Source organism: Brachybacterium sp. JB7 (assembly GCF_003335205.1).
In the GTDB taxonomy this organism is placed as follows: domain Bacteria; phylum Actinomycetota; class Actinomycetes; order Actinomycetales; family Dermabacteraceae; genus Brachybacterium; species Brachybacterium alimentarium.
In genome coordinates, this window is sequence record NZ_QPGN01000003.1 from 79666 (window position 1) to 100224 (window position 20559).

Below are 20559 nucleotides of genomic sequence, written 5' to 3' on the forward strand. Positions count from 1 at the left end.
CCGCCGACCCCCTGAGCTGCCGTCGTGCAGGCCGCTCAGGTCGACATCCTCACCCCGTGTAGTCACCCTCTCGTGCGTTGAGGTCGGTGTAGTGGGCGAGCTTCTCCTCGTCGACCTCGACGCCGAGGCCCACCCCCTCGGGCACGCGGAGGCAGCCGCCTTCGAAGGGCAGGGGGTCGATGATGTCGTCGTCGTGCAGGTAGTACATCGAGTCGATCGCACTGGAGAGCACGGGGGTGCTGGCCACGATCGCGAGGTGGGCGGCGGTGGCGATGCCCAGCTCGCCGCCGCTGTGGAGGTTCATGCCCAGCCCGAAGGCGTCGCAGTGGGCGGCGAGATGCTTCGTGGTCGCGATGCCGCCCCACTTGTAGACATCGCCGTGGATGACCTGCACGGCGTTCAGACGCACGGCAGGGGCGAGATCCTCCCAGCGCACCACGCACATGTTCGTGCACAGCGGGATGCGCACCGCCTCGGCCACCCGGGCCATCTGCTCGAGCCCCTGGCAGGGATCCTCGAGGTACTCCAGCCCCAAGGGCTCCAGGGCATGGCCGGCCCGGATCGACTCGGGCACGCTCCACGCGGCATTGGGGTCCACCCTCAGCTCCACCTCGGGGAGCCGCTCGCGCAGGGCCTGCATGATCGCCACGTCGGCCCGGGCGTCGGTGCTGCCCTTGAGCTTCACGGCGGTGAAACCGTTCTCGGCGACGACCTGCTCGGTGGCGTCGGCGAGCGAGCCGGGGTAATCGCGCTCGTCGCCGTCGGAGCGGGTGATGAGCGCGGTCAGGGGAATCTGATCGCGCACGCGACCTCCGAGGAGGTCCACGACGCCCATCCCTGCGGCCTTGCCGAGCAGATCCCAGCAGGCCACGTCGATCGCGGCGAGGGCCGCGTAGCCGAGGTAGCCGTGGAAGAAGGGCAGCATGCGGTGGCGGCCATGGAAGGCCTCCAGGGCGCGTGGGTCGGTGCCGATCACGTCATCGGCCAGCTGGCGCACGAGCCGGGCGACGGGCGCCCCCCACATCGTCTCGCCCCACCCGACCAGGCCATCGTCGGTGGTCATGCGCACGATCGTGCGGGTCTCTCCCTGCTTGGTCTCGAACGACGAGGTGAACCCCTTGCGCATCGGCAGGTTCACCACGCTGACCTCGAGGTCGATGATCTTCATGCGGTCTCTCCTTCGTCAGGGATCCCTGCCGTATCGGGCAGCGAGGTGGTGAGCATCGCGTCGATGCAGGCCTGCAGAGCGGTCGCGGCGTCGGTGAGCTCGGCGTCGCCACGAGCGGGGTCGCCCGCCCCGGGCGGGTCGGTGACCCCGCCGGTGCGCGGCCATTCCCCGTGACGTTCGAGGTGGAGGCCCGGTACCAGCTCCTGATCGAACAGCGGGAGCTCGCTCGGGCCGTGGCCGTCGGGGGCCACGAGCTCGGGATGGGCGGAGCTCATCAGAGCGGTCTCGAACGCGCCGGCATGCCCGGGCGCGTCGGGTGCGGGTTCCAGCAGCTGCCAGTAGCTGCAGCAGGCGGCGAGGATCGGATGCTCGAGAGCGGCGAGCTTCACGGCCTGGCTCATCATCTCGACGTTCCCGCCGTGCCCGTTGACCACGAGGATGCGGCGGAAACCTGCGGCGACCAGGGAGTCCAGAAGGGCGGAGAGCACGTCGAGCAGTGTTCTCGGGGGAAGGCTGAGAGCGACGGCGAACTGGTGGTGCCCGCTGAATCCGTAGGGCAGCGTGGGGCACAGCACCACCTCGTCGCGCTCGCCGAGGGCGCGGTCGACGACAGCCTCCACGAGCAGGGAGTCGGTGCCCAGCGGCAGGTGCTCGCCGTGCTGCTCGAGGGAGCCGATCGGCAGCACGGCGACGCTGCCGGGGGCGAGGTCGGCGACCTCTTGGCGTCGCAGTCCGGTCAGTCGGTGCACGGGGTCCTCCTTCGTCGTGGTGGCAGGGCGGCGCGACTACTGTGTGCGCATGTCCGGTCGAGTCCTGTCCTTCGAGCCGCCCGCTTCACGGAACGGCTCCTATCTCGCCCTGGAGCTCCTGCCGGGGCGGGTCCACGGGGCGCTGATCGACCCCACCGGCCGCTTCCGGGCGCGGCGGGAGCTGACCTTCGACCCGGCGGCCCCGCGATCGGAGATCCTGGCCGAGGTCGACCGGGTCGCGGCGGGACTGACGCGCAGCAGCCGACTGGGCGGGTGCGTGATCTCCGCAGGAGGCGTGCTGGACACCGCCCGCGGAACGATGGTGCAGGTCGTGGACATGCCGAGCCTCGAGGGCTGCGCGATCGCGGAGCATCTGAGCGCGGTGGTCGATGCACCGACGCTGCTCGAGCACCGGGCTCGTCTGCAGGTCCAGGGCGACCACTACTTCGGGGCCGGCCAGGGGGAGGAGACCTTCGCGTCCGTCGCGACCGGGCGCACCCTCGGGGTGGGCATCCTCTACCAGGGCATGATCCTGGCTCCCGACGGAGGGCGCAGCGGGGCGCACATGACGGTGGCCAGCGGACAGATCGCCTGCAGCTGCGGGAAGCGGGGTTGCTGGCGCACGATCGCGACGACCGCCTGGTTGCGTGAGCAGGCGGAGACCCTGGGCTTTCCCGAGCACGATCTCCCGGCCTGGGAGAGGCGTGCCGCGCAGGACCCGAGGGCGGCCGCCGTGGTCACGGAGTACGCCCGGAACATCGCCGTGGGCCTGGCGAACATCCAGCAGCTGTGCATGCCCGGGCTGTTCATCCTGCACGGGGAGGCAGCGCAGGCCTCGGACGGCTTCCGGGACACGATCCTGGACACCCTGCGGGACCTGTCCCGCACCGGCGGAGAGATCGAGCCGCGCCTGGTCACGACCTCGCTGGTCGAGGACGATGCCACGCTGCTGGGCGGGGTGGCGCTGCTGCTGCACCGCGGGCTCCCCTCCATCGGCTGACATCATCCGGCGAGAGGCGCAGGGGACCGGGCGCCCCGATTCCGGGGTCATCCGTCGTCCTCGGACTCCGCGCGAGGCTTAGCCGGTGCCGGTGCCGGTGCCGGTGCCGGTGCCGGTGCGGCTGCCGTCCCGTGAGCTTCGGCTTCGGCCGCCCCGGCCGCCCCGGCGGCGAACGCGGGGTTCGCACGCCGCGGGTCGGGATGGGCGATCGAGCCCAGCAGGCGTCGGGTGACAGCTGAGGAGGGGGCCGACAGCACCTCCCGGCACGGCCCGATCTCCTCGATCCGACCGTCCGCCATCACGGCGACCCTGTCGGCGATCCCGGAGACCACGGCGAGATCGTGGCTGACGAAGAGGTAGGCGACCCCGGTGCGCTCCTGCAGCTCGCGCAGCAGCTCCAGGATCGTCGCCTGCACCGAGACGTCCAGGGCGCTGGTGGGCTCGTCGAGCACCAGGAGCCGCGGTTCGAGCGCCAGGGCGCGGGCGATCGCGATGCGCTGTCGCTGGCCACCCGAGCACTCGTGCGGGAAGCGGCGGGCGAGATCAGGGTCGAGATCGACGGCCTCGAGCAGCCGCCCCACTTCTCGGCGGACGCCGTCGGAGCCGAGCTCACGACGGCGATGGGTGATCAGCCCTTCGGCGATCACGTCCCGGATCCGCATCCGCGGGTTCATGCTTGCGTACGGGTCCTGGAAGACCATCTGCACGGCGCGAGCCTGCTGGGTGGAGGCCCGTCGCCGACCAGTCCTGAGATCCTCGCCGAGGGTGAGCACCTGGCCGTCGGTCGGCTCGACGAGGCCCACGACGATGCGGGCCAACGTGGTTTTTCCGGAGCCGGATTCCCCGACGAGCGCGAGGGTCTCGCCAGCGTGGATGTCGAGGTCGATGTCGGTGAGCACCGGGGCGGAGCGGTGTCCGCGGCGGAACGTCTTGCCGATGCCCAGGAGGCTGATCACCGGGCTGTCGTCGGGGCCCTCGGCGGCAGGGTCGTCGGCCGTCCCGGGGGAGGCGGTGTCGAGGGGACTCATGCGGGGGCTCCGATCTCGAGGCGCGGCGTCGCGGCGAGGAGACCACGGGTGTAGTCGGCGCGCGGCTCCTCGAACACCTGGAGCACCTCGCCCTGTTCGACCAGCACGCCGTCGTGCAGCACGGCCACCCGGTCGGCGACCGAGGCGACCACTCCGAGGTCGTGGGTGATCAGCAGGATCCCCATGCCCGTCTCGACCTGCAGCGTGCGCAGGAGATCGAGGATCTCCGCCTGGGTCGTCACGTCCAGCGCGGTGGTCGGCTCGTCGGCGATCAGCAGGCGCGGGCGGCTCATGAGAGCCATGGCGATCATGACCCGCTGGCGCAGGCCGCCGGAGAGCTGGTGCGGATACTGGGCTGCGCGCTTCTCGGGCTCCGGCACCCTGGCCTGCTCGAGCGCCTCGAGCATCCGCCGCCGACGCTCGTTCCGATCCCCGGTGCGATGGATGCTCATCACCTCCATGAGCTGGCTGCCGACGGTGCGCAGCGGGTTCAGCGTGGCCATCGGGTCCTGGAACACCATCGAGATGTCCCGCCCGCGCACCGCCCTGAGCTGCTTCGGGGGGAGCGCCAGCAGGTCGGTGCCCTCGAAGCGGATCTCGCCGCGCGGGTACGTGGCCGGCGGCTCGGGGTTCAGCCGCAGCACCGACAGGGCGGTGCTGGATTTCCCGGAGCCGGATTCGCCGACGAGGGCGAGGGTGCGGCCCTCCTCGACGGCGAGGTCGATGCCCCGCGCGGCTGCCACCTCGGTGCGGCGCGAGGAGAAGGAGATGTGCAGGTCGGAGATCTCGAGCAGGGGTGGAGTGGTCATGAGGTGTACGTCCTGGGATCCCACCGGTCGCGCACGGCGTCCCCGGCGATGTTGATCGAGAGCACGGTCAGCAGCAGCGCACCGCCCGGGAGCACGGCGAGCCACCAGGCGGTGCCCATGTACAGCTGGCCGTCGGCGAGCATCGAGCCCCAGGTGGCGAACGTGGCCGGGATACCGAGACCGAGGAAGCTCAGCGCCGCCTCGGCGAGGATCACGGTGCCCACCTGCAGGGTGAGGATGGTGGCGAGAGGGCCGGTGACGTTGGGCAGCATGTGCCGCAGCATGATGCGGTGGGCGGGCACGCCCATCACCCGAGCCGCTTCGACGAACTCGCGAGTGCGCAGGGAGATCACCTCGGAGCGCAGCACCCTGGCGTACGACACCCAGCCGGTGACGCCGAGCACCAGGATCACGGTGGTCAGGCCCGGGCCCACGAATCCGATGACGGCGAGGGCCAGCAGCAGGGTCGGGAAGGCCAGCTGCACGTCGGTGAGCCGCATGAGCAGGCGGTCGGTCCAGCCGCCCGCATAGCCCGCGACGATCCCGACCGTCGAGCCGATCACGCCGGAGAGCAGCGCTGCGGTCAGCCCCACGAGCACCGAGATCCGGCTCCCCACGACGAGCCGGGCGAGCACGTCACGACCCAGCTGGTCGGTGCCGAGCACATGGCCCGCCGTGCCGGGCGGCGAGAGGCGCTGCAGCAGGTTCTGCGCGCTCGGGTCCCCCACGAGCAGGTGACCGAGGAGGGCGAGCAGGACCACGAGGCCGAGGAAGGCCGTCGATGCCGCCAACGGCACGTCGAGGCGTCGGCGTCGTCCGTTCGTCCGCGGGGGATCGGCGCGGGTGGGGGAGAGGTCGGGAAGGGCGGTGGGGTTCATGCCTCGGTCCTCACTCGCGGGTCGATGACCGCGTAGGAGAGATCCACCAGCAGGTTCACCACGATGAAGGTCGCGGCGAAGAGCACCACGGTGCCCTGGACCAGGGGGAAGTCGCGGAAGCTGATGGCGTCGATGGTGAGCCGGCCGATGCCGGGCCAGTTGAAGATCTGCTCGGTGAGGATCGCCCCTCCCAGCAGGGCCCCGAGCTCGAGGCCGAGCACGGTGATCACCGGGATCGAGGCATTGCGCAGGGAATGCCCCAGCAGCACGCGGATCTCGCCGGCGCCCTTGGCGCGGGCGGTGCGCACGTGGTCCTGGCCCATCACCTCGATGAGCGAGGAGCGCAGCAGTCGCGCCACGACCGCGACCGAGAAGATCGCCAGGGTCGTCGCGGGCAGCACCAGGTGGGCCGCGGTGCCGTAGCCCGCGGCGGGCAGGAGTCGCAGCTGCACGCCGAACAGCAGCACCAGCAGGATCCCCACCCAGAACGCCGGGGTGGACTGGCCCACCAGTACGCCGCCCATCACCATGCGGTCCACGCCGGTGCCGCGACGCAGCGCGGCGATCGAGCCGGCGAGGAAGGCGACCACCACGGTGATCAGCAGGGCTGCCGCGGCCAGCAGCGCCGTCGCGGGGATGCGTTCGAGGATGAGGGAGGTGACCGGCTCGTTGTAGAGGAGGGACTCGCCGAGGTCGAGGCGCAGCAGCCCGCCCAGGAAGTCGAGGTACTGGACGATCAGGGGCTTGTCCAGTCCCAGGGTGGCCTGCATCTGAGCGACCTGCGTGGGGTCGGCGTCCTCGGGGAGCAGCTGGGCGACGGGGTCGCCGGAGGCCCGTGAGAGCACGAAGACGACGGTGACGGCGGCCCACAGGACCCCCAGGGACGAGAGCAGACGGGTGAGGGCGGCGCGGAGCAGGCGGCCGCGGGAGGTTGGCCCGGGCGCAGTGGACGGTCGGGTGGAGGCAGCGGTGCTCATCGGGCGCTCTCCATGGCCAGCGTGCCGTTGACGTTCGGCTCCCAGGAGATCTCGCCGTTGGTCGCGAAGTCGAGATCCGCCTGGTGGAGGAACAGGAACGGGGCCTCGTCATGAAGCCACTGCTGCATCTCGGCCAGAGCCTCGAGCCGGACGTCCGGGTCGACGTTCTGCTCGATCGTGTCCATCAGGGCGTCAGCCGTCGTCGAACGGATGCGGCTGCGCCGGCGGTCGGAGCGGATGTAGGACTGCAGGGTCGCGCCCCCGTCGAGGGTCCAGCCGGTGGAGCCGGTGAGGTACATGGACCCCAGTGACGAGGGGTCCTCGGATTCCAGACGTTCGGCGAAGGTGCCTGGCTCGAGCAGCTCCAGGTCGACGGTCACGCCGACGTCGCCGAGCATGCCGGCCAGCGCCTCGCACAGCAGCCGGTCCTCGTTCGACGACGTGAAGCGCAGGTCGATCCCGTCGCCGTATCCGGCCTCGGCGAGCAGCTCCCGGGCACGATCCGGATCGCGCTCGGGCGGTGGGATGTCCGGAAGATAGCCGAAGGCCTCCTGCGGCACGATGGTCGCGGCTTCACGACCGGAGTCGTTCAGTACCGCCTCGATGAGCAGGGGGACGTCGACGGCATGGTTCAACGCTCGGCGCACGCGCACGTCGCGGAGGATCTCGTGCTCGGTGTCGAGCACGACGAAGAACATGCGGATCCCCGGGTACTTGGCCAGTGCGATGTCCTTGTAGCCCTCGAGCTGGAGCGCGGCCTCCGGGTCCAGGGCGGAGACCATGTCCACCGCGTCGCTCTGGATACCGGCGAGGGCCGAGGCCGCATTGGGCATCGCGGTGAAGTGGAGCTCGTCGAACACCGGCCGGCCGTTCCAATGCTCGGGGTTCGCCTCCAGTCGCAGCAGCTGGGCCTTGCGCCAGGAGACGAAGCGGAAGGGTCCGGTCCCCACCGGCTCGGCGGCGAACTTCTCGGGGCCGACCTCCTCGAGGTGGCCGGGTGGAAGCATCACGCCGCCGAACAGGGAGACCTTCTCGGGGATGACGGGATCGGGATCGGCCATCACGATGTCGACGGTGAGGGTGTCGACGATCTCGACGTGGTCGACCGCGCGCAGCTCCACGATGGTCGATTCGGTCTCGGGGTCGATGAGCCGCTCGATCGAGAACTTCACGCTTGCCGCGTCGAAGGGCTCGCCGTTGTGGAAGGTGACACCGTCGCGCAGACGGAAACGCCAATGGTGCTCGTCGAGGGCTTCCCAGGAGGTGGCCAGCCGCGGGGCGAGCTCGTTGTCGCTGTCGCGCATGGTGAGCGTGTCGAAGATGTTGATCAGGACGTTCATGCCCTCCAGCCCGCTCTCGAGGTGCGGGTCCAGACCGGTGGGTTCGCTCTTCTGGGCGATCCGCAGGGCACGGGTGTCGTCGCCTGCCTCGGCGTTGCTCCCGCATCCTCCGGAGAGCCCCACGGCACCGAGGGTCGTGCCGTAGGCGCTCAGACGCAGCGCGTCACGGCGGGTCGGGCGATGGGGAGGTGTCATGCGGGGATGCTCGCTTTCATCATCGATGATGAATGCCACTGAATGGAACCTATATTCCGGTGAACGGAACGATGATGGCTTACGCTAGTGCGCATGGGAGACGACGTCAACACGTCCGCGCGGTCCGTCGCGGACAAGGTCATGGCACTGCTGCACGCTCTCGGCAGCGCGGGGGAACCCCTACGTCTGGCAGCGCTGTCCGAGGTCAGCGGCACGAGCAAGGCCACTGCTCGGCGTCTGCTGCTGGACCTCTGCTCGCAGGGCTACGCGCACTCACCCGCCCGCGGCCTCTACACGCCCGGTCCGCGCCTGCAGGGCCTCGCGGCCGCCGTGGTGCGCTACGACCCGCTCGGCGGAGTGATCGCGGATTCCCTCGGTGCGCTGGCTCGAGCGACGGGGCACATCGCGGCGCGGGTGAGCGCGGCAGATGGTCGTGCAGTGGTGCTGGGTCTGGAGAATCCGCAGCGCCTGCCGCTTCCCCTGCGGGTGGGGGACGAGCTGCCGGCGCATGCAGTGTGGTCCGAGGCCGGTGAGGGGGCCCCCGGAGCTCAGCCCGGACGTGAGCCGATCGGCGAGTACCCGACCGCCTCGTCCTGGATGCTCGCCGCCCCGACGGACGTCGACCGCACGACCTTCCTCGTGCTGGTGGGCATGGCCTTCCTGCGCCCGCAGGACGACTCCGCCGCCCAGCTGCTCGCCGGGCACGCCCGCGCGCTCGGCGAATCGATGGACGGACTGCGCGATGTCGGCTGACCGGATCGCCCCCGAGGTGCACGAGCTGCTGGAGCTCGCCCGGGCGGATGGCCGGTTCAGCGCGGCCGCCTGGGCAGTGGGCTCGAGCGCCGGTGCGCAGAGCGGCGGGGTGGTGGGCACCTTCGCGCGGGACGACGCGCGACCGATCGGGCCAGACGCGCTGTTCGATCTGGCCTCGATCACCAAGCCGGTCGTGGCCCTGGCCCTCCTGCGGCTCGTCGACCGCGGCGAGCTGAGCCTTCGCACCACGGTGGGCGAGGTGCTCGAGGAGTGGCCGGAGGGGCCGATGGTCCACGCCGACCTGCGCTCCCTGCTCACCCACACCTCGGGCGCCCCGGGCCCGACGCCGTATGGCGCGATCACGAGGACAGGGACTCCCTGCTGCACGCGCTCGGGCAGCTCGGATTCGCCGAGCCCGGCACCTGGTGCTATTCCTCGATGGGCTTCATCGCGCTCGGGCTCGTCGCGGAGCGCACGGCGGGGATGGCACTGGACCGGCTCGTGGACCGGGAGATCACCGGCCCGCTCGGGATGCGCGAGACGGCGTACGGACCCGTGGACCCCGAGCGCGCGGTCGCCACGGAGATCTGCCCGTGGCGCGGGCACCTGGTGCGAGGCACGGTCCACGATGAGAACGCCGTGGTGCTCGGCGGCATCGCGGGCCATGCCGGACTCTTCGGCACCGCGGACGACCTGGGCCGCCTCGGCACGGCACTGCTTCGCGGCGAGCTGTTCAGCTCGGACATGGACCGCGATGTGCGAGGCGCCGAGGACGGTCGTCCGCTGGGCTGGTGGCCTCGGGAGCAGTGCACCTACCTGGGGGAGGAGTACAGCGCCGAGGCCTTCGGGCACACGGGCTTCACCGGGACCAGCCTGGTGCTCGACCCTGCGGCGGATCGCTGGGCCGTGCTGCTGACGAACCGAGTGCACCCGTCGCGGGAGGCACGGGGGCTCGAGCTGGTGCGGGCGGGGTTCCATCGCGCGGTGGCCGGTCTCCCGGCCTGACGCCCGACCTCATTCGACAATCTGCATGTCGAACACGTGGAGCGACCCGTTCCCGGGCAGCACCACGGTCTCGAGCTCCTTGTCCTCCTCGAGCGGGATCGACACCGCGTACACCGAGTACGTCCCGTTCTCGTTGCCGTAGCCGTCCGGGGTGTTGCGCCCCGAGGTGGCCGCGACCACCTCGGCATCCGGATTCGCTCCCGCACCCGTCCAGTTCGGCACGGAGACGGTGCCGGTGCCGGTGGTGCCGTCGGTGTAGAACACGGTCACGGTGCCGGTGGCGCTCATGCCGGATCCGGAGGCCAGGAAGGCCAGGTCACTGCCGGATCCGGCCAGGGAGATCGCCTGCCCGCCGGCGGTGACGTTGTCCTCCGCGACGGCCTCGACGTCCGGCCAGATGAACTCGGCCCCAGCGCCTGGGACACTCGCTCCCGGCTCCAGTCCGGCCTCGCTCAGCTGCTCGGCGGAGAAGGAATTGCCCTCGCCGTCGAAGTCGCCCTCTGCACGGGTGTCGAGGGTGGTGGCGCCGACGTTGTTGTACGCCTTCTCCAGCGAGGCGACCGGTGTGCCCGTGGTCTGGGTCTTCTCCTGCACCACGGTGCCGTGCCCGTCCCCTCCGCCATACGTGACCGTCGCGGAGAAGGGATGCATGCGGAAGCCCTCGCGCAGAGTGGGCACCCGCACCTGGAAGGACCGGGTGACCGTGTCGCCCGAGGCGATCGGCTCCGCCACGTCGCGCTGCGACGGGGCGATGCTCCAGCCGGCCGGTCCGCCCAGGTCGATGGTCGTCTCGGTCATCGCCTGCCGGGAGGAGTTGGTGACGGTGACCGTGAGGGTCTGGATCGTGTCCTGATCGGCCAGGTCCAGCGGCGTGAGGCGGACATCGATCTGGTGGGGCGCCTGGGTGGCCGCCTGGGCGGGGACCATCGCACCCAGCAGCAGCGCCATCGCGGCGACCAGGATGCTGAGGGCCCGGGCCGTCGAGGAGAGCGCACGGGCGTCCATGCCCGGTCGCGCTCTCGTGGGAGCCGTAGCGGGAGTCTGGTTCTCGGGGGAGTGGTCCTCGATGCTCATCAGGGCATCTCCTTCCGCTCGGAATCGATGCCCTGGCGCAGCGTGCTCCACTGCCCGCGGGTGAAGTCGGGCATGGCCAGCACGGCGCCGTCCTGGTTGATGGACTCCTCGCTGAGCGGGACCGGTGCGCACCAGGTCGCCGAGTCGTAGACGTCGATATCGGGCTCGAGCCCCAGCCGGATCGCCTGCACGGTGCGCCACTGCAGCAGGTAGTCGATGCCGCCGTGGCCGCCGTTGTTCTCCGCGTCCTCGCCGACGTCCCGCCACAGCCAGTGGTCGAACTCGTCGCGGAACCCGTCAAAGCTGCGCCAGACGTCGTCGGCGTGGTCGGGCTCGACGTAGACCCGGGCACCGGAATCGCCCATCGGCACGTAGTCCTCCAGCAGTCCGCGCGTGCCGGCCAGGGAGTTGATCCGGCTGTACGGGCGCGGGGAGGAGACGTCGTGCTCGGTGCGGATCACGCGCCCCCTGTCCGTGTCGTGCAGGCAGGTGATGAGGTCGCCCTTGATGTAGGTGTCGGCCCATGAAGGGTGGTCCTTGGGCATGAACCTCTCGCGGTAGTCGGCCAGCGCCCGTGGAGCGGTCGCCGTGGCCCGGATCGTGGTGATCCGGTCGCCGCGGTTGATGTCCATGGCGTTCGCGATCGGGCCCAGCCCGTGCATCGCGTAGAAGGACCGGTTGTGGGTGGTGTGCCAGGTGCGACGCCAGTGGTCGGTGTAGTAGTCCTCGTCGAACATGAGGCCGCGCAGGTCGTGCAGGTAGGCGCCGGCGCCGCTGGTGACGTCGCCGAACAGGCCGCCGTGGGAGGCGCGCGCCATGGCCAGCTCGTTGCGACCGTAGCAGGTGTTCTCCGCGAGGAAGAGGTGGTTCTGCGTCTGCTCGACGGTGGCGACCAGGTCCCACATCTCGTCGATCTCCGTGGCGATCGGCAGCTCGACGGCCACGTTCGCCCCGGCCAGCAGCGCCGCCTTCCCCTGGGCGTAGTGGAACTCCCACGGCGTCGCGATGTACACCAGGTCCAGCTTGACCTCGTCGAGCATGTCCTGGAACGAGGTGTCCTCGCCGCCGAACTCGCGAGGGCGGTCGTGGCCCTCCTCTTCCAGGGCGGCGGCGACCTTGGTGGCGCGGTCGGCCCGGATGTCGCAGACCGCGTCGATCCGTGCTCCGGGCGGAGCGGCCCAGCCGGAGGCCATCGAAGCACCGCGATTGCCCAGGCCGATGATGCCGATGCGCACGGTGTCGCGCTGCGCGTAGGGCACGCCGATCATGCTGGCAGGGCCGGGGATCGGGGCGGCAGGGCCGGGAGCGGCGCCGGCCGGTGCGGCCATGGCCGTACCTGCTCCGGCGACGGTCAGGCCCGCGATGCCGGCTGCTCCGAGCAGTCCGCGACGGGAGGGGGTGGAGGGGGAGGGATGGTTCACCAGGGTCACCTCAGGAGTGGGGTGGAGGAGGAGCCCTCGCGCGAGGGCCGCGACCGCGGGGACCCGGCGGCCTCGCCCGGTACGTCGATGTGGCCGGACTGGCTCCAATGTGGCACAGACCACGGACGATGGCAATCGTTTTACATGAAGTGGGGCCGACGTCCGAGCGAGCGTGCGGCCAGCTCACTGCGGTGTCCCAGCTCAGTGCGATGTCACTGAGGCAGCTCGTCCTGCCGTGTGGGGTAGGACGGCTGCGCCCCGTGCCGGGTCACGGCGAAGGCGCCGACGCGCACCGCGCGCCGGCAGGCGTCGGCAGCGCTCTCGCCCCGGGCGAGGCCCACGGCGAGCGCCCCGACGAAGGCATCTCCGGCGCCGGTCGTGTCGACGGCGTGCACCTTCGGCGAGCTGACCTCGGCGAACTCGTCGTCGGTCGCGAGGATCGCGCCACGTGGACCGCGTGTCATCACCACGGAGGGGACGCCTGCATCGCGCAGGCCTCGCACGGTGGCCGCATCGTCGTCGGGTGCGTCAGCCCTCGTGAGCGCGGTCAGCGCGAGCCGGCCCTCCGACTCGTTGACGACGAGTGGGTCCGCGGCGGCGAGCGTGCCGGCGCCGACCTCGATCACCGGCGCCAGGTTCAGCAGGAATCGGGTGCCGGTCTCGGCGCAGAGCAGCGCCAGCTGATCCACTGCGGCGGCCGGGATCTCGCCCTGGGAGACGACGAGGTCGCTCGCCTCCACCGCGGCCCGGAGGCTCTTCACGTCCTGCGCCGACCAGGAGCCGTTCGCCCCGGCGATGATGACGATGCTGTTCTCGCCAGCCTCGTCGACGGTGACCACTGCCAACCCGGTCTCCTCCGCGGGCACCTCCTCCGTCGCGGTCAGATCGACTCCGGCGTCGCGCAGCAGGGCGAGGGCGAGGTCGGCGTCGGGCCCGGCGCCGGTGCGACCCGCGAATCGGACGTCGCCGCCCAGCAGAGCCGCTGCGCAGGCCTGATTGGCACCCTTGCCGCCCGGTGAGCGTCGGGACCCGGTGCCGGCGAGGGTCTCGCCCGGCCCCGGGTGCCGGGGAACTCCGAGGACGAGATCCACGTTCACGGATCCGACGACGAGGATCCGCCCTTCATCGGGCCGGTGCTGCTCGGTCACTGTCGCTGTCCTCCGAGATAACGCTGCGGGTTGGTGGTGATGAGCTGCTCGGCTCGGGCGCGGTCCACGCCGCGCGCCACCAGCTCGAGACTGATCGACTCTTCGCGGTACGGCAACTATCGCAGGTGGATCACTGCTCGCGCCCACTGGCCAGCTGGAGGCTCTGGTCGCGCGCTCCTCCAACTCAGCGCTTCGGCCGGTCATCAGCCAGGGCTTTCCGCTCGTTAGCTTCGGAATTGGTTCCGTAGCTCGTGTGCCTTCATGACGTGCTTGTGAGCGATCTGGGCAATGATCGTCCGCCCGTCATGGAGTTCCATGACGAGGAACTTCTCCCCTCCGCGCTCCTTCTTCGCCATCGCGCCGAGGCCGACGCCAGCAAGGAGGCCGATCGGGCCGAGCAGTACGCCACCGACGAGTGCACCGCCGCCGGCGCGGGCGACAGAGACGCGCTTGTCGAGTTCGGTGGCGTCCTCGATCTCTATGCTCTCCACGTCATCTGCCTGGAAGCGGGTGGGCTTCGTGCTGTCTGCGTCGTGATAGGCCATACGGCCGTCTCGCTTCAGGTCGATGAAGCCAGTCTTCATGGTCCCGAAGATCATCGGCTTGTATTTCTTGCCAGGGTCGAACCCAGCCTTCTTGTCCTTGCGCTCCTCGAAAATTTCGCCGATCGGCTTAGTCCAGAATCCCATGGCCTTCTCCGTTCGCAGTGCGGGTCGTCGTGATGCTTGAAGGTTTGCACGAGCGTCCGGCATTTGGGTACCGAGAGACCGCCCCGTGTTCAAAGGCTCTTTCCGGTTCGTGTGGTGATGGGGAGCGTCGCGTCGTTGGCGTAGGACGGCTCGTGGTCCTGCTGTGATGGGTGTTGTCGAGACATCCATGAGGCGAAGGACCACGAGCGTACTGGTTCGCAGCGGGATGCTGCGAGCACGATCTTCGACCTGACCGACTACCACGTCATCGACGCGATCGACCTGCCTGATGGCGGCCGGCGGGTGGTGATCGCCTCGACCGTCTGCTGATCTCGCCCTGCGGGAGCGGACTTGCTATGAAACTCTGGCGTTAATTCACCCTGACACGCAGGGGAGCCACGGACGCTGAAAGGACCACTCATGGATGCCACCTACGACACGCTGCCTCTACTCCGGAAGGGTTGGGGAGCCCAAAAAATGAGGGAGGAACAGATCCGTCTCGCGACGCCACTTGTGGCCCAGGGAGTGCAGTTCGTCGGTTTCCCCTCAGCCGAAGTGGAGGCGACAGCGGTTGCCACCTTCAATGCGGAGATGATCACTGGTTCCACCGCCGAGGACAACCTCCAAGGCGTCGCGGCACTCGACTCCAACGGAACGCTTATTGGCGCAGTCACCCTCGGCCCGCTCATCTCCAGCCCGGACCACAGCCCCTCAGAGAAGACGCTCGCTGTCTTGGTCAGATACCTCGCTGTCGCTCCAGACTGGCGACACCACGGGATTGGAACTGTCCTGCTTTGCATTATGGACCAGCACGGCGTTCCGGGCGACGTCACGCGACGAGTGTTCTTTGGCGGCTGCGCTCCCGAAGAAGCCCGGTTCTACCAACGAGCGGGCTTCGACGTATTGCAGCCCGGAACGCCCGTACCCGGCTCTTCGCGGTTCGTGGTGAATGACCCTGCTGTGGCGGGTATTCACGCTACGGTTCTCGCGGCGCTGGCCAGCAGGATACGGGTGCGGTAGTTCTCGGCGTTGCGGAAGCCGCGGCCGGTGCGTTTGATGTTCTTGATGCCGGTGTTCGCGGCCTCGACGCGGGCGGTGGTCGCGCCGGTGACGATGAGGATCTCGATCGCGTCCCACCAGGTCACGATCGTGTCGTAGAGCTTGGTCGCCTCGGGCATGTTCGCGATCTGGGCGAAGTAGCCCATCCGCATCCGTTCGTCCCAGGCCTGGGCGAGGGTGTCGGTGGCCAGCAGACGGCGGAGCTGCTCCTTGATGCCCCAGGCAGCGGAGAGCTCGTCGGTGGGGTCATCGGTGCGGAACACCGTCTCCAGCCGGTTCCACGCTTTCGGGGTGAGGGTGTCAGCTCCACACAGCAGCAGCATCCGGTGCGCCCAGGCCGGGTCGTCCTTCCGGCCCCGACGACCGTGGTGAGCGCGGGCGAGGCGCTGACGAACGGTGGTGACCATGTCGTTTCCGAGCTTGACGAGGTGGAACTTGTCGACCGAGACCGCGGCGCGGGGCAGGTAGGTCCGCAGTGCTTTACGGAAAGCGGCCGAGGGATCGATCGCGACGATCTCTATCCGCTCCCGCCAGGCGTCAGATCGCTGGGCGAGCCAGTGGCCGACGGCGGTGGAGTCCCGGCCGTCGACGATGCCGAGGACCTGCCCGGTGGCGAGGTCGACCAAGGTCGTCATCCATGGCTCGAACCGTTTCCAGGCACCTTCGTCGGTGCGGAACCAGCGCACCGACCGGTAGCGGTGCTCATCGATGCCCAGGCGCGTTACTGGCACGTCGTCGACGGTGGGCAGGACCACTGCGGCAGCCGCCAGCGCGGCCTGGACCAGCCACCACGAGACGCCATGAGCCCGGGCGACTTCTGAGGCTGCCCGGCCCGAGGTGATCACTGCGGAGACAACCTGATCCCGCAACCGGGTCGTCGAGCGCGCACGGTGCGGGACCTGGTCGGTCGCTTCCCAGAACGTGCGCCGGTCGCAGGCCGGCTCGAGACAGAACCAGCGCCGCTTGGCCCACACCACCTCCACAGCCCCGGCCACGGGGACGTCTCGCACCTTCTGTGACCGGCGGGAGTGGACCTTGGTCGCGCGCACCCCGCACGACGGACATCCGGGCGGGACGGTCGAGGCGATCACCACCCGCCGACCTCCGTCGAGCAGGTCGACAGCGTCTGTGACGCGGTAGTTGGGCAGGTTGAAGATCGTGCTCGCAGCATCTCGCTGCGAACCAGTATTCTCGTGCACAGGCTCGTGGTCCTCTGGGATGTGGCTGTCTAGACAACACCCATCACAGCAGGACCACGGGCCGTTCTACGCCAGCGACGCGACGCTCTCCTTCACCACGAGCCGCGAAGAGCCCCGTACCCGGCGAGGTGCTCGGCTCTGGTGTGGATTTCGCGAACATCAACGCCGAATACCCCTGCTGTTTCATCCGCCCCTGGAGCCAGCAAGCGTGACAGCGCTGCCATGGAGCTTTCCGATGTTCGGGGAGGCCACGGAGAACCCGCCTGCCGTGGGGACGGTCAGGGCGTGGACGGGGCCACTCGGCACTCAGTTCCGATTCAGTCTCTCCCGCGCAAGTCCATGGAAACGTGGGGCGGCATCGTCCAAGCGCCCGAGCTCAGAGAACTTCTGCGTCGACGACCTCGAATTTAGGAACGGTCGTGTAGCCACCGAGGCTGTTATAGCTCTCGCCGCCCTGAAGCACGACGGTCAGTTTCACCTGGTCGTCGGCGACGATGTTTTGGAGCTCAGGGCACTGCGAATCCCCGTCCCCGCTGAAAGCGAGGGAATTGTGCTCGTACTCTAGCCATGACGAGTGCTTGTCGGCGCTGACACTCACACGCATGGTGCATGGCCCGGTATCGGCATCGAACTGAGTGACATAGCCGTACAGGATCAGAGTCTCGCCGGCATGGGCATCCGGGTCCTTCGCGATCCCTGCAAGCGTTCGCGGATCGATCTCGACAAAATCTTCCGGGGAGTGGGAGGCAGCAGCCTCCTGGCTCGGCGCCGGGCCCGAGCTGCCCAGAAGAGCGAGGAGGAATAGCCCAGTAGTCACCAGGGAGGTCAGTCCGGCAATCGTGGACAGGACGATCCCGGCGATGGACAGTCCACGAAGAACCGGCGTGCGGACCGCGATGATCGATAGCAGCAGGCCGATCGCGCCGAGTGCCAACCCGAGGAACGGCACCCACCCGAAGAAGAAGGCCACCAGGCTCGCGATGAAGGCGACGATGGCGAGAGCACCGGACGGCTGGGGGCCGAGAGAGGGGGGATACGGCTGCTGCACAGGAGGACGCGCTGGGCCCCATGCTGGTTCGCCGTACCCGGCGGCTGAGGAGTAGGCCATGGCGGTATTCCTTCGGGATGAGCAGAGAATTTATCCATCAGATTAGCCCGCATATGGTCACAAATTGGACACGGTGCTGCTTCTTGCGCCTGTCGTTCCGGATCCACGGCAGCCGTGGTCATGGGTGCGCCGACGAATGGCCCGCACGCACCGACGACAGAGGACGACGTGTGGCCGCCGTGAGTGGGAGCGGCGGTGGCTCACGCCGGTTCAGGCGCTGCCGTCGGTGAGGCTCGCGGCCGGCAACCACTCCGCCCCGAGCAGCTCGGCGAGGTCGGTGAGCCCGGCGGTGTCGCCGCCCACGGTGTCCGAGGCGGCGGCGATCCGCTCCACCATCACCTTGCTGACCTGTTCTTCGACGGTGCCCTGGGCGTAGGCGATGTGCCACGGGGAGACCTGCTGGTCGCGGTGCGTGCGGCCGGTGACCTGCCGGCCTGCGATGCCCGAGAAGCGAGCCTGGTGGAAGACGCCGACCCGGGGCTCGGTGCTCGCCTGGCGGCCATCTGCGAGGGTCTCGCCGGCGTGCAGGCTGATCGAGGCGACCGTGGTGAACACGCAGACCTTCGCCTGCCCGGTCTGGAACCGCAGTCGTTCGGCCTCGACGTCGAAGCGGTCGCGCCCGTAGATCGTGGCGACCTCGAGTCCGGAATCGCGCAGACGCTCGGCGATCGGGTCGGCGGCGGTCCCGACGAACTCGACGGAGCAGGCCACCTGCCGCTCGGCCTCGACCTGCTGGGCGATCCAGGCGACCGTCGAGTCAACCCGGATCAGTCCGGCCTTCTGCCGGAAACGCAGCAGCGCCGCCCGGCCCTTGGCGGTATTGCGGCCGCGCCGGGCGATGTCCATCTCGCGGCAGAACTCGCCCCATTCGGCCTCGTACGCGCTGCGCTCCGTCGGCGTGAGCGTCACCGGCATCCCGGAGATCGGCACCGGCCCCCAGGGCGCTGCGCGGTGCAGCATGGCGGGCGGCCGAGCATCCTCGAGCCAGCCGCGCACCAGCGAGAGGTCTGCGGCGCGCCGCTCTGCGTCAGTGGTCCAGGTGGCGCCGTAGCGTCCCCTCTCCACGCCGACGCCATGGCTCTTGAGCGCGGTCGCGAACGTGGCGGCGGGCTGGGAGGCCGAGGCCCATTCCTTCATGGACTCGCCGTGCACCTGCGCATAGGCCGGCGCGAGGTAGGGCAGCTCGAGCGGTGTGTGACCGGGCGTCGCGGTGGTCGCGATGACGAACGGGGCCTTGTCATGCGGTGTGCCGTGCCCGGAGATCTTCGCCCAGAGCTTCCACCGCTTCGTGGTGGTTCGACGCAGCGCATGGGCCTCGTCCGCGATGATCACCTCCCACGTGTGGTCCGCGACCTTCTCCAGACGGTCCCAGGTGATCACCACCCACTCCAGGCCGCTGTCGCCCAGCGCCGTGATGGTGCGGCACCAATGCCCGATCGTGATCGCGGCGGGCCGGTCGGCGACGACGAGCACGCGCTGTGCACCACGGAGGTCGCCCACCGCGCTCGCGCCGAGCACGGCGGAGATCGTCTTGCCGACGCCGGGTTCGTCGGCCAGCAGGAACTGCCGCCCGCCGGCTTCTGCGCGTTCGGCGATCGCATCGGCCGCCTCGTACTGGTTCTGCCGGGGCTCGAGGTCGTCGGCCGGTTCGGGAGTGGGTGCGGGGTCGTCGGGGTTGAGCGTGTTCTCGAGGAACCGGCCGAGGGTGTGCGGGCCGGGAGCGTACGGCGCGAGGTGCTCGGGGAGCGCACGGCCGACGTACAGGTGCATCTTCACGGCAGGGTGCCAGGCGGCGCCGTCGACCTGGGTCCCGTAGGGGACGTCCAGCACCCACAGCCGCTCGCCCGGGCCGACGAACGGCAGTGGCCGCTGCGACTGCCGGGATCCCTTCCGGCGCGGGGTTCTGCTGCGACGGCGGGTACTGGATCGGCGAGGGCTGGGCACTCCGCGAGGCTACCGCTGTTCCACCTGTGACCTGGGCGGCTCGCCCAGGGGGTCGGGGGCGCTCAGGGCTGCTGCAGCTCCCGCCGGGCGGTCTCGAGCACCGTGTCCGTGAGTGCATCGAGCAGGGCCGACGGAGTCTTCGCCACCTGCCAGAACAGGGCAGAGGTGACCGGGTCGCCGCCGAGCGCGAGGAGCTCTCCGCGGGCGAGCAGAGGCTCGGCCTGCATGGTCAGCAGCATGCCCCAGCCGAGCCCGGCCACCACCGCATCGGCGAGTTCGTGCGTCGAGGGGACCAGGTGGCGCGGAGCGAGCGAGGGGTCCACGCCCAGGCGGCGCAGCCAGGTGGCCTGGAGGTCATCGCTCGTGTCGTAGTCGATCCGCGGCGCCCGGGCGAGAACGTCCGGGCCTACCGGACCCGTCGTATTTCGTGTCCAGCGGGCCCGCCACCGCGGGGATGCGACTGCGACGTAGACGATGCTGCCCAGCGGCAGCGAACGATATCCCGGCGGGGCGGACGGGGCGGAGGTCACAGCCGCCATGGCCGCACCGGTGGTGAGCAGGCGCGCGGTCTCGTCCTGGTCCTCCCGCTGCAGCTCGAGCTGCGCATCGTGCTCCCGGGCGAAGTCCGCGAGAGCCGGTACGAACCAGGTGGCGAGCGAGTCCGAGTTCACCGCGATCCCGATCCGGGGCTGCTCGCCCTGCGTCTCGAGCCCCAGCTCCGTGCCGGCCTCGTGCTCCAGGAGAGCGTGGCCGCGCGCGAAGCGCACCACCACCTCGCCGGGTGCGGTGAGCTGCACCGGCTTCGTGCGCACCAGGAGGCGCTGGCCCAGCTGCTGCTCGAGCAGCTTCACCCGCTGGCTCACCGCGGAGGGAGTCATGTGCTGGCGGCGGGCGGCGGCCTCGAGAGTCCCCTCCTCCCCGACGAGGCGAAGCGTCTCGGCGAGGGCGGGATCGATGCGCATGTCCCGCATCGTAGATGAAGCGCTACTACAGGCAATGCAGCAATGTTCGCTGG

The 20559-nt window shown here is 69.8% G+C and carries 18 protein-coding genes and 1 pseudogene; 4 read left to right on the plus strand and 15 right to left on the minus strand.

From position 1 onward, the window contains the following. Positions 1-49: 49 nt before the first annotated feature. On the minus strand, positions 50-1168 hold the full coding sequence (locus CIK81_RS04905) for a mandelate racemase/muconate lactonizing enzyme family protein (RefSeq protein ID WP_114307146.1): 1119 nt from the start codon (positions 1166-1168) through the stop codon (positions 50-52). Then, on the minus strand, positions 1165-1917 hold the full coding sequence (locus tag CIK81_RS04910) for a creatininase family protein (protein WP_114307147.1): 753 nt from the start codon (positions 1915-1917) through the stop codon (positions 1165-1167). The genes CIK81_RS04905 and CIK81_RS04910 overlap by 4 nt, the downstream gene beginning before the upstream one ends. 49 nt (positions 1918-1966) lie before the next feature. Here CIK81_RS04910 and CIK81_RS04915 point away from each other — a divergent pair, with 49 nt between their 5' ends. Then, entirely contained in the window at positions 1967-2917 is a 951-nt protein-coding gene (locus CIK81_RS04915) for an ROK family protein (protein ID WP_114307148.1), read from the plus strand. Between the two features lie 47 nt (positions 2918-2964). On the opposite strand, the gene CIK81_RS04920 is transcribed toward CIK81_RS04915, so the two are convergent. The 5 genes from CIK81_RS04920 to CIK81_RS04940 are packed head-to-tail and all read right to left on the minus strand — an operon-like array spanning position 2965 to position 8144. Beyond that, positions 2965-3945, minus strand: a complete 981-nt coding sequence (locus CIK81_RS04920) for an ABC transporter ATP-binding protein (RefSeq protein WP_114329564.1) — start codon at positions 3943-3945, stop codon at positions 2965-2967. Further along, a complete protein-coding gene (locus CIK81_RS04925; protein WP_114307150.1) occupies positions 3942-4754 on the minus strand; it encodes an ABC transporter ATP-binding protein in 813 nt (270 codons plus the stop codon). Before CIK81_RS04925 ends, CIK81_RS04920 begins: the two co-directional genes overlap by 4 nt. Then, positions 4751-5632, minus strand: a complete 882-nt coding sequence (locus CIK81_RS04930) for an ABC transporter permease (RefSeq protein WP_114307151.1) — start codon at positions 5630-5632, stop codon at positions 4751-4753. Before CIK81_RS04930 ends, CIK81_RS04925 begins: the two co-directional genes overlap by 4 nt. Further along, positions 5629-6609 (minus strand): ABC transporter permease, encoded by a 981-nt coding sequence (locus tag CIK81_RS04935; protein ID WP_114307152.1) that lies wholly within the window; start codon positions 6607-6609, stop codon positions 5629-5631. The genes CIK81_RS04930 and CIK81_RS04935 overlap by 4 nt, the downstream gene beginning before the upstream one ends. Beyond that, a complete protein-coding gene (locus tag CIK81_RS04940) occupies positions 6606-8144 on the minus strand; it encodes an ABC transporter substrate-binding protein (protein WP_114307174.1) in 1539 nt (512 codons plus the stop codon). Before CIK81_RS04940 ends, CIK81_RS04935 begins: the two co-directional genes overlap by 4 nt. A gap of 93 nt (positions 8145-8237) precedes the next feature. Between CIK81_RS04940 and CIK81_RS04945 the strand changes: the two genes are divergently transcribed. Then, a complete protein-coding gene (locus CIK81_RS04945) occupies positions 8238-8897 on the plus strand; it encodes a helix-turn-helix domain-containing protein (protein WP_114307153.1) in 660 nt (219 codons plus the stop codon). Next, a pseudogene (locus CIK81_RS04950) lies at positions 8887-9902 on the plus strand (serine hydrolase domain-containing protein). The gene CIK81_RS04945 and the pseudogene CIK81_RS04950 overlap by 11 nt, the downstream one beginning before the upstream one ends. Before the next feature lie 9 nt (positions 9903-9911). On the opposite strand, the gene CIK81_RS04955 reads toward CIK81_RS04950, so the two are convergent. The 4 genes from CIK81_RS04955 to CIK81_RS04970 all read right to left on the minus strand — a co-directional run bounded on the left by CIK81_RS04955 (position 9912) and on the right by CIK81_RS04970 (position 14234). Then, positions 9912-10976, minus strand: coding sequence for an NEW3 domain-containing protein (locus CIK81_RS04955; protein ID WP_114307155.1), 1065 nt, complete (start codon positions 10974-10976; stop codon positions 9912-9914). Next, on the minus strand, positions 10976-12397 hold the full coding sequence (locus CIK81_RS04960) for a Gfo/Idh/MocA family protein (RefSeq protein WP_241963976.1): 1422 nt from the start codon (positions 12395-12397) through the stop codon (positions 10976-10978). Before CIK81_RS04960 ends, CIK81_RS04955 begins: the two co-directional genes overlap by 1 nt. A gap of 212 nt (positions 12398-12609) precedes the next feature. Then, positions 12610-13545 (minus strand): ribokinase, encoded by a 936-nt coding sequence (locus tag CIK81_RS04965; RefSeq protein WP_241963978.1) that lies wholly within the window; start codon positions 13543-13545, stop codon positions 12610-12612. A gap of 224 nt (positions 13546-13769) precedes the next feature. Next, entirely contained in the window at positions 13770-14234 is a 465-nt protein-coding gene (locus CIK81_RS04970; protein WP_114305662.1) for a hypothetical protein, read from the minus strand. Between the two features lie 420 nt (positions 14235-14654). Between CIK81_RS04970 and CIK81_RS04975 the strand changes: the two genes are divergently transcribed. Next, positions 14655-15254: a GNAT family N-acetyltransferase gene (locus tag CIK81_RS04975; RefSeq protein ID WP_114355463.1), complete on the plus strand. Its 600-nt coding sequence runs from the start codon at positions 14655-14657 to the stop codon at positions 15252-15254. Here the strand turns inward: CIK81_RS04975 and CIK81_RS04980 are convergent. The 4 genes from CIK81_RS04980 to CIK81_RS04995 form a co-directional block, all read right to left on the minus strand. Further along, complete coding sequence (locus tag CIK81_RS04980) at positions 15206-16492, minus strand: ISL3 family transposase (protein ID WP_114355297.1); 1287 nt, start codon at positions 16490-16492, stop codon at positions 15206-15208. The two genes, CIK81_RS04975 and CIK81_RS04980, sit on opposite strands and share 49 nt — an antisense overlap. A gap of 376 nt (positions 16493-16868) precedes the next feature. Continuing rightward, positions 16869-17600 carry a hypothetical protein gene (locus CIK81_RS04985; protein ID WP_114355464.1) on the minus strand — a complete coding sequence of 244 codons (732 nt, stop codon included), beginning with the start codon at positions 17598-17600 and terminating at the stop codon, positions 16869-16871. Between the two features lie 210 nt (positions 17601-17810). Beyond that, a complete protein-coding gene (locus tag CIK81_RS04990) occupies positions 17811-19544 on the minus strand; it encodes a DEAD/DEAH box helicase family protein (protein ID WP_114355465.1) in 1734 nt (577 codons plus the stop codon). 62 nt (positions 19545-19606) lie between these two features. Further along, a complete protein-coding gene (locus tag CIK81_RS04995; RefSeq protein WP_114355466.1) occupies positions 19607-20506 on the minus strand; it encodes an ArgP/LysG family DNA-binding transcriptional regulator in 900 nt (299 codons plus the stop codon). Between the last annotated feature and the right edge of the window lie 53 nt (positions 20507-20559).

Bases quoted from the DNA above. Each gene is read 5' to 3' on its own strand.
- CIK81_RS04905 (WP_114307146.1), bottom strand. From the start codon at position 1,168: ATGAAGATCATCGACCTCGAGGTCAGCGTGGTGAACCTGCCGATGCGC.
- CIK81_RS04920 (WP_114329564.1), bottom strand. From the start codon at position 3,945: ATGAGTCCCCTCGACACCGCCTCCCCCGGGACGGCCGACGACCCTGCC.
- CIK81_RS04940 (WP_114307174.1), bottom strand. From the start codon at position 8,144: ATGACACCTCCCCATCGCCCGACCCGCCGTGACGCGCTGCGTCTGAGC.
- CIK81_RS04945 (WP_114307153.1), top strand. From the start codon at position 8,238: ATGGGAGACGACGTCAACACGTCCGCGCGGTCCGTCGCGGACAAGGTC.
- CIK81_RS04955 (WP_114307155.1), bottom strand. From the start codon at position 10,976: ATGAGCATCGAGGACCACTCCCCCGAGAACCAGACTCCCGCTACGGCT.
- CIK81_RS04930 (WP_114307151.1), bottom strand. From the start codon at position 5,632: ATGAACCCCACCGCCCTTCCCGACCTCTCCCCCACCCGCGCCGATCCC.
- CIK81_RS04915 (WP_114307148.1), top strand. From the start codon at position 1,967: ATGTCCGGTCGAGTCCTGTCCTTCGAGCCGCCCGCTTCACGGAACGGC.
- CIK81_RS04985 (WP_114355464.1), bottom strand. From the start codon at position 17,600: ATGGCCTACTCCTCAGCCGCCGGGTACGGCGAACCAGCATGGGGCCCA.
- CIK81_RS04995 (WP_114355466.1), bottom strand. From the start codon at position 20,506: ATGCGCATCGATCCCGCCCTCGCCGAGACGCTTCGCCTCGTCGGGGAG.
- CIK81_RS04970 (WP_114305662.1), bottom strand. From the start codon at position 14,234: ATGGGATTCTGGACTAAGCCGATCGGCGAAATTTTCGAGGAGCGCAAG.
- CIK81_RS04935 (WP_114307152.1), bottom strand. From the start codon at position 6,609: ATGAGCACCGCTGCCTCCACCCGACCGTCCACTGCGCCCGGGCCAACC.
- CIK81_RS04925 (WP_114307150.1), bottom strand. From the start codon at position 4,754: ATGACCACTCCACCCCTGCTCGAGATCTCCGACCTGCACATCTCCTTC.
- CIK81_RS04975 (WP_114355463.1), top strand. From the start codon at position 14,655: ATGGATGCCACCTACGACACGCTGCCTCTACTCCGGAAGGGTTGGGGA.